Origin of the sequence: Roseivivax sediminis (assembly GCF_900112685.1) — a bacterium.
Taxonomy (GTDB): Bacteria; Pseudomonadota; Alphaproteobacteria; order Rhodobacterales; family Rhodobacteraceae; genus Roseivivax; species Roseivivax sediminis.
Genome location: NZ_FOMS01000029.1, coordinates 1 through 7,819 on the forward strand (window position 1 = coordinate 1; position 7,819 = coordinate 7,819).

The following is a 7,819-nucleotide window of genomic DNA, read 5'->3' on the forward strand; positions in this document are numbered from 1 at the left end:
CCCAACGATGGCGGCGGACGCTGTGCTCTGCACCGATGGCCACGCCACCTACGAGGCGATCGCAAAGACCACCCGCATCACGCACTTCGCGCTGAACGGCGGGAAGCGGTCTCGCCGTATGCCGAAGACCCATCACATCAACACCGTGAACGCCCTGATCAGCCGCTACCGGGACTTCATCCGCCCATTCTGCGGCCCGGCTTCGCGCAACCTCAGGGCCTATGGCCGGTGGCACGCTGCCCGTGAGAATGGCGACCGCGATTACCTTTCCATCTTCAAGGCATTCCTCGATACGCCGCGGCCTGCCAACACGCTATGCTGACATCGCCGGAAGAAGTGCCGGCACGCTATCATGCCATAGTGCTCCGTGGGATACAGATCGCTCCTACTTGGTCCAACTGTCTTGCCTTCATTCAGTCTGAAAATTTCGAGGGCGACGCTCTCATCGCCTTCCTTAGCGATGACAAGGTCCGTGCCGCTCTTCTGGAAACCCCGATTCCAGAATCCAAAGAAGCACTCCCTCTTCGTCAGTTCATCATCGATGCAGAGGGTCTCGCGGATATCGTCTATCGTGGTTATATCCAGGCCCTTCCAAAGGAATTCAAAAAGTTTCCCGATGCCATAAGCGCCGGCAAGCGTCGAATACTCATCGAGGAGCGACGCGTCATGTTCAATGTAGGGAATCTGGCCACGCTTGACGACGACGTTGATCTTCAAACGGCGTTTGTCGCTCAGAACATCGCCTCCTATCTTAGCGACCCCAGTTCGTATTCGATTGACGATGAATTCCGCGAGAGATTGCTTTCCACCAATATCTCGGACGAGGAAAAGCGGGCGGTAATCGCTTTGATGGACTTGAGCGCGCTTCCCAATCTTCCTGAGCGTGCCGGCGTTGTCGGGCCTATCCTCTTGCGAACAAATAGCGCACTACCTTCACTTACGCCAGATATTGCCAAGGCGGTCATCGTGAACGCTGAGCCAGTAGGTACACAGGTCCAACTACTCAATCTCCTCCACGAAACGCTCGATAAGAACGATGTTCGTGAGGCCTTAGGGCAGCTTCCTTACCCATATTCGAAAATCCAAACCGGATATGCACGCCCCACGCTCGAGAGGACGAATGAAAACAGCGAACTTGTCAGATGGTTGGATGACCGCGACATCATCTCGTCGGTAGGAAAGCCGTTCTGGTCGAATGATATAGCAGTTAATCTATATCGGTCATAGAGTAATCGCCCACACCTCCGCTTCTTTCGCGCGCCATCTCGAACCCGCGTTTCGACAGTCGGCGGATACATGTGCTTGGGCTGATAGTAGATCAACCGCTTTTGGTTGTTCACGAGAAGGGTTAGAACGTCCGAAATGGGGCGTAGACAATCATTCTGCCGATTCCTCTGACGTTGCGCGATAGGTGATCGCGAACGAAGGGCGAGACAGATAAACTCATGCCCCTGATCAGCTCAGCCTGTCGCAACGGGGAAGGTTCATCAAGTTGCGCGTCCAGCTTACCGCCAGTGCGGTCCATCTTTGGTCGATGCGTTCGGTGCCACAACTAGAAAGCCCTCCGGGAGCGTTGGTCGGGATGTGTGCTTGAGTGCGAAGCGCAGCGTCAGGTCTCCGGCGAGGAAGGCCTTCACCGCGGTCGCGAGCGTACCCCTAGGAGGGTAATCTCGGCCAGAGATCGCGGCAAGTCAGCGGCAGACGAGGGAGCGGTCCTCGGCCGGCTGGCGCAGGTGATCAGGACGAAGATCGGCAGGAACACCACGATCATGGAGACGGGCCAGCGCGCGGAGCCGCCCCAGTTATGGGTGTCGCCAGCGCCGGGGGTCAGCTCCTCGACGGCGAGAATCCCGATCCGGGTGACGTGCCATGACAGGATGGCGAGCGCGGCGAAGCCGAGCCCATGCACCAGCGCATCGCGCGGAGACAGGGTCCGGCGCGGGCGCGGGACGGGCGGCAGTCCCTCGATCCGGTGCCATTGCGCGAGCCCGGCTTGGATCCGGTCCTCGGGCCGGCCGGCGTCCCGCCGGGCCGCGGCCAGATCCTCCGCGGCCCGGCCTTCGGCGAACCCCTCCCGCAGTAACCTGTTGATCTCGTCCTTGCCGCGCATGATCGGGTCACCTCGTTCAGGATGGGGCAAATGGTCAATGCTACGCTCTGAATGCTGCCATCCGAAGGCGCTACGCCTCAGCAGCCTTGGCTGCCCTGTTGGGGCGCCGCGTCGTGACCGTAATCGCAGCCACGCGCCATTTCACGCGCGTAGGCCCGGCCAAGAAGGGTCACGAGGCCATGCAGCGCGTTTGCAATCCGCTCCCGATCTTCCGCGCTGAGTTCCCGGCTCTGAACTTCGGTTTTGGCTGTATCAGTCATTGATGTCCTCATGTCTGCGAGACCTCTCATCAAGCGGGTTTGTACTGGGAGAAAGCACCCCAAGACCAACCGGAGCGGGGGTCTACGCAGTCGTTAGCATGTCGCGCGACCGCGGAAAGTCCTGCCCGTCGCCTTAAGGAAGCTGCTAGCCCTCCGATGATGTGCTTGACCAGAAGCTGCCTCGTCCTTCTATGGGCGGCGCTTGGAAGCTAGCGAGGGAGTTCAATCTGCCTGTCCTTGTCATCGCCGATCTTCATCTCGATCTCTGGCTTGACGCGAGACACGACCCGCTGGCGGCGGTCGCGCCGGCGACCTGGGATCGCCTCGACGCTCTGATCATCGCTGGCGATCTCGCAAACAAGCCGAAGGTCCGGTGGCCGCTCATGCTGCGCCATATGGGGCGATACCTGCCGCTCGACCGCGTTTATGTTGTGCCCGGTAATCACGACTACTATCATCACGTTCTCGACGGCGATGATCGACTGGCTGACATGGCACAAGTCGCAGGAGCGAACTTCGCACAAAAATCGGAGATAGTGGTCGGCGATCACCGTTTCCTCTGCTGCACGCTCTGGACGGACTTCCGACTTGGCAGCGATCGCCCAGCGGCGATGCAGAACGTGCGCGCTCGCATGAATGTGAAGCGGCGTGGAAAAGTAACCCCGTAGCGGGGTGATCGGCTTCCAAACGGGACCCCCTGATGCGGTGGTCCAACGTGCTCCCGAGAACAGTCGGGAGCCGTGTTCGGGATGCTGGTGGTGGAAACGATCGCGAAGATCCGTCGGGCGTATTTTCAGGACAAGAAGGCGATCAAGCAGATCTGCCGCGAGCTGCGGGTGTCGCGGAAGACGGTTCGGAAGGTCATCCGATCCGGCGCGACCGAGTTCACCTATGAGCGCAGCGTCCAGCCCCAGCCGAAGATCGGGCCCTGGCGAGACGAGCTTGACCGGATGCTGGCGGAGAATGCCCGCAAGCCGAAGCGCGACCGACTGACCCGCATCCGGATCTTCGAAGAACTCCAGGCGCTCGGTTACGAGGGCGGCTACGATGCGGTCCGGCGCTATGCCTCATCCTGGGCCAAAACGGAGCGCGAAGCCTCGGCCGCGGCCTACGTGCCGCTGAGCTTCGATCCCGGCGAGGCTTACCAGTTCGATTGGAGCCACGAGGTCGTCCTGATCGACGGCGTGACCACGACGGTGAAGGTCGCGCATGTCCGGCTCTGCCACAGCCGGATGCTGTTCGTGCGCGCCTATCCGCGCGAGACCCAGGAGATGGTCCTCGATGCCCATGACAAGGCGTTTGCCTTCTTCGGCGGCGCCTGCGCCCGGGGCATCTACGACAACATGAAGACGGCGGTGGACACGATCTTCATCGGCCGGGACCGCGCCTACAATCGCCGCTTCCAGCAGATGTGCGGGCACTACCTCGTCGATCCGGTCGCCTGTACGCCTGCCTCGGGCTGGGAGAAGGGACAGGTCGAGAACCAGGTCGGCGTGGTTCGCCGGCGGTTCTTCGTGCCGCGGCCGCGGTTCAGGAGCTATGCCGAGCTCAACGCCTGGCTCGAAGACCGCTGTGTCGCTTGGGCGAAGGTGCATCCTCATCCCGAACAGCGCGAGCGCACCACCTGGGAGGTCTTCGTGGAGGAGCGGCCGAGCCTTGTGCCCTACACGGGCCCGTTCGACGGCTTCCACGCCGTGCCGGCGTCAGTGTCGAAGACCTGCCTCGTCCGGTTCGACAACAACCGCTACTCGGTGAGTGCCAGCGCTGTCGGGCGGCCGGTCGAGATACGTGCCTACGCCGAGCGCGTGGAGTTCTGGCAGGACGGGGAGATCGTCGGCGAACATGCCCGCACGTTCGGTCGCGGCAGAAACATCTATGACCCGCTGCATTACATCCCGGTGCTTGCCCGCAAGCCCGGCGCGCTCCGGAATGGGGCGCCGTTCAAGGAATGGGAATTGCCGGCGGCGCTGCGGCGCGTGCAGCGCAAGCTCGGCCGTGTGCCGAACGGCGACCGGCAGATGGTCGACATCCTCGGTGCTGTTCTTACCGACGGGCTGGACGCCGTCGAGGCGGCCTGCGCCGAGGCGTTGAGCGAGGGCGTGCATTCCGCCGCGGTGGTTCTCAACATCCTCGCCCGGCGCCGCGAACCGGCGCCGCCGCTGACCATCGTGACACCGGACGCGCTGCGTCTGAGCTGCGAGCCGGTCGCCGATTGCAGACGCTACGACAGCCTCAGGAGACCGGACCATGGAAAGATCGCAGGTGCTGGACGCGATGGGCCAGCTCAAGCTCTACGGGATGAAGGCGGCTTATGACGAGATCATTGCCACCGCCGTGAAGCGGCAGCACGAGCCCCAGCAGATCGTCGGCGATCTGCTGCATGCGGAGATCAGCGAGAAGCAGGCGCGCTCGATCAAATACCAGCTGACCATCGCGAAGCTGCCGCTGGCCAAGGAGATCGACGAGTTCGACTTCGAGGACACACCGGTCAACGAGACGCTGGTCCGCGACCTGGTCGGCGGAGACTTCCTCGAACAGCAGCGCAACGTCGTGCTGATCGGCGGCACCGGGACGGGCAAGTCGCACCTCGCCGTCGGCATCGCCCGCGCCTGCATCCGAAGCGGCAAGCGTGGCCGCTTCTTCAACGTCGTGGATCTCGTGAACAAGCTCGATGCCGAGGCCCGCGCCGACCGCCAGGGCCGCACCGCCGATCTGCTCTGTCGACTCGACTTCCTGGTTCTGGATGAACTCGGCTATCTCCCCTTCGCCCAGACCGGCGGCCAGCTGCTCTTCCACCTGATCAGCCGTCTCTACGAGCGCACGTCGATCCTCGTGACCACGAACCTCGACTTCGGCGAATGGCCGAGCGTCTTCGGCGACGCCAAGATGACGACCGCGCTGCTCGACCGGCTCACCCACCACTGCGACATAGTCGAAACCGGCAACGAGAGCTGGCGCTTCAAGACCCGAGCCTGAGCGCCCAGCCCCCGCTGGCCCGATCCGGCTGCGCCGCCTGGGAGCTACGCCGCCTCGGGCCAGCTACCCGTGGAACAGAGGGGTCCCTCTTCGGCGCCGATAGGGGGTCCCGATTGGGTGCTTATTGACAATCATGGTCTGGCCCTTGGAGCGGCTGCCTTCCACGACCCAGTCCGTCGGGCAGAGTGTGGCATGCTTTGCCGAGACCATGGCCTTCTGCTTGTCGCGGACTTCCTTGATCTTTGCCTTGAAGGCTTCGCTGTCACCGAAGTCGAAATGGGGCTCGTAGACGCCGAGCTCGGCAAAGGCCAGCCGGTCATCGTAGACGGCAACCTGGTGCTCAAGGCGTTTCAGGGTCTCATGTTTCGCCGCGTAGGACGCGCGAAGCTCGTCAATATTGCCTTGGTGCGCTCGTGCCTGCGCATCCAGGCGTGCGACTTCCGCCTCCTTGTCGATGATCGGCGCGTAGCGTGCTTCCAGCTCTTGCCGCTTCTGGGTCTCTTCGTGCGTGACCTTTTCAAGTTCCTTCGCACCGCGTTGCTTCTCCTCCTCTAGCGTCTTTGCGAGCTTGGTCGCGCGACGGCGGGCTTTGATGTAAAGAACGAGGAATAGCGGAAAGCCGATCAGGAACGCTAATACGGTTACGACGGCAACGGTATCGGGGTTAATTGCGGGCATTGGAAATGTCCTCACTGGCTATAAACCGAGAAGACCCGGATCCGCTTTGCCAATCAAGCCGAACGTGTTTGTCATTCGGGTTCGGCCATTGGGAGGTGCAACGATGAAACGTATTGCGATCTTTTGTGACGGGACCTGGAACCGCTCCGATGCGCCCAATCCGACAAATGTCGTCAAGCTGGCGCAGGCGGCTCAGCGGACAAGCAGCGACGGTCACAAGCAGGTGGTCTTCTACCACCGCGGCGTGGGAACGGGGGCTGGCCTCGGCCGGGTCAGCAAGAAGGTCGACCAATGGTTCGGGGGAGCATTCGGCGCGGGGCTGACCGAGAACGTGCAGGATGCCTACAGGGCACTGGTCTTTGCCTATGAGCCTGGCGACGAGATCTACCTCTTCGGTTTCTCCCGGGGCGCGTATACGGCGCGCTCTCTCGCCGGGTTGATCAGGGCCTCGTCGATCTTCGACGTGGATCATGTCGGCGCGATCCCAGAGGCGCTCACCCGCTACCGCTCCCGCGACGAGGATACCAAGCCTGATAGCGAGGCGAGTTTCGAGTTTCGTGCGAAATACGCCCCAAGTGTCGTGACCAGCGAGAAGGAGGCCGATTGGCGCCGCGAACGCGGGAGGACCGACTTCCAGCAGCTGCGGATCACCTATGTTGGCGTCTGGGACACGGTCGGCGCGCTGGGGGTCCCTCAGCATCTGTCAGCCCTGGCCAAGGTCTTTAACAAGAAGTTCGACTTCCACGACACCTCCCTGTCGAGGAGCGTAGCCGCCGCGCGTCACGCTGTCGCGCTCGATGAGCGTCGGGTGACGTTTCCGCCAGCCCTCTGGGGCAACGTGGCGAAGCTGAACGCGGAGGCCCCCAGCGAAGGGGACGATGTGCCGTATCGCCAGGAGTGGTTTCCGGGCGATCATGGCTCGGTCGGTGGAGGCGGCGACGTCGTCGGACTCTCCAATGCGGCTCTGCTCTGGATCGCCGAAGGGGCGGCCACCCAAGGCCTGGAGTTCGACGTTCATGCATTGAACGCCTTCGAAACAGAGTGCGATCACCGCGTGTCGCTTCGGAATGTTTCGGAGCCCGGCTTCAGCGTCATGGACAAGCTCACGCGCCTCAAGCTCGAGGATCGCGATGGTCCGGAAGAGCCTCAACGGGCGGCGCATTCCACCGTCGCGCGCTATCGCGAGCCTGCACAGAACCTGTACGAGAGGGTTCCCTATCGGCCTGGAAGTCTCGCGCGGGTGGAGGCTTCGCTGACGCCCGCGGAGGGCGGAACTCGTAGAGCTTGATGGGCTAAGGCTTCGTTAGCGTGGATCGCCTTGTCGTCTGCGACGTCGCGCATCCGCCTGGTTGCCTTCGAGCGCCACCTTCACGATTCTGCCGCGGTCTTCCGAAACGCAGTGGAAATCGCTCCAGCCGTTCGCCGCGCTGCGCAACAGTGTCCGCAGTGCGGAGATGTTGTTGAAAAACTCGCCTCAGTTTTCCCGTGGACTGGATAGCCATTGCGGTCCTGCCAACTTCTCAGGCCACTGAAGGCCTCAGCTTGGCGAGTTTGCGGAGGTTCTGGACGGTTGCGGCTATGTGGAACTCGTCTTTGGCGCCATTTGGTCCCCTGAGGCGAAGGCGGTCGAGGCCAAGAATGCGCTTCAGGTGAGCGAAGAGCATCTCGACTTTCTTCCGGGCGTATCCCGAAGTGACATAGGCATCGGTCTTGGCGATCTCTCGGGCTTTCTGGCGCGCGTGCTCGTACCGCGATCGGGAGATCTTTCGCGTGGCCTGGTTAGGTGTGCAGTGCG

Annotated in this window: 9 protein-coding genes and 1 pseudogene; 6 read left to right on the plus strand and 4 right to left on the minus strand. The window is 62.2% G+C overall.

Going from position 1 to position 7,819, the window contains the following annotated elements; genetic code table 11:
• Positions 1-322 (plus strand): annotated as a pseudogene (locus F3H57_RS22395) (hypothetical protein); the annotation flags it as partial.
• On the plus strand, positions 316-1,227 hold the full coding sequence (locus F3H57_RS21920) for a hypothetical protein (protein ID WP_149759042.1): 912 nt from the start codon (positions 316-318) through the stop codon (positions 1,225-1,227). The pseudogene F3H57_RS22395 and the gene F3H57_RS21920, both read left to right, overlap by 7 nt.
• A gap of 406 nt (positions 1,228-1,633) precedes the next feature.
• Here F3H57_RS21920 and F3H57_RS21925 read toward each other — a convergent pair whose 3' ends face one another.
• Together F3H57_RS21925 and F3H57_RS21930 are read right to left on the minus strand one after the other, a co-directional pair.
• Positions 1,634-2,110: a DUF5671 domain-containing protein gene (locus tag F3H57_RS21925; protein ID WP_149759043.1), complete on the minus strand. Its 477-nt coding sequence runs from the start codon at positions 2,108-2,110 to the stop codon at positions 1,634-1,636.
• Positions 2,111-2,187: 77 nt separating this feature from the next.
• Entirely contained in the window at positions 2,188-2,370 is a 183-nt protein-coding gene (locus F3H57_RS21930) for a hypothetical protein (protein ID WP_149759045.1), read from the minus strand.
• Positions 2,371-2,531: 161 nt separating this feature from the next.
• Here F3H57_RS21930 and F3H57_RS21935 point away from each other — a divergent pair, with 161 nt between their 5' ends.
• The 3 genes from F3H57_RS21935 to istB all read left to right on the plus strand — a co-directional run bounded on the left by F3H57_RS21935 (position 2,532) and on the right by istB (position 5,346).
• Complete coding sequence (locus F3H57_RS21935; protein WP_223163201.1) at positions 2,532-3,038, plus strand: metallophosphoesterase; 507 nt, start codon at positions 2,532-2,534, stop codon at positions 3,036-3,038.
• 81 nt (positions 3,039-3,119) lie between these two features.
• Positions 3,120-4,685 carry an IS21 family transposase gene (istA, locus tag F3H57_RS21940; RefSeq protein ID WP_149759047.1) on the plus strand — a complete coding sequence of 522 codons (1,566 nt, stop codon included), beginning with the start codon at positions 3,120-3,122 and terminating at the stop codon, positions 4,683-4,685.
• Positions 4,618-5,346 (plus strand): IS21-like element helper ATPase IstB, encoded by a 729-nt coding sequence (gene istB, locus F3H57_RS21945; protein WP_149759050.1) that lies wholly within the window; start codon positions 4,618-4,620, stop codon positions 5,344-5,346. The genes istA and istB overlap by 68 nt, the downstream gene beginning before the upstream one ends.
• 63 nt (positions 5,347-5,409) lie before the next feature.
• Here istB and F3H57_RS21950 read toward each other — a convergent pair whose 3' ends face one another.
• The gene (locus F3H57_RS21950; RefSeq protein ID WP_188129797.1) at positions 5,410-6,024 is read right to left on the minus strand and encodes a coiled-coil domain-containing protein; all 615 of its coding nucleotides are present in this window, start codon (positions 6,022-6,024) and stop codon (positions 5,410-5,412) included.
• Between the two features lie 103 nt (positions 6,025-6,127).
• Here F3H57_RS21950 and F3H57_RS21955 point away from each other — a divergent pair, with 103 nt between their 5' ends.
• A complete protein-coding gene (locus F3H57_RS21955; RefSeq protein WP_149759052.1) occupies positions 6,128-7,312 on the plus strand; it encodes a DUF2235 domain-containing protein in 1,185 nt (394 codons plus the stop codon).
• Positions 7,313-7,544: 232 nt separating this feature from the next.
• On the opposite strand, the gene F3H57_RS21960 is transcribed toward F3H57_RS21955, so the two are convergent.
• On the minus strand, positions 7,545-7,819 hold a 275-nt coding region (locus tag F3H57_RS21960; RefSeq protein WP_149755849.1), incomplete at its 5' end, for a transposase.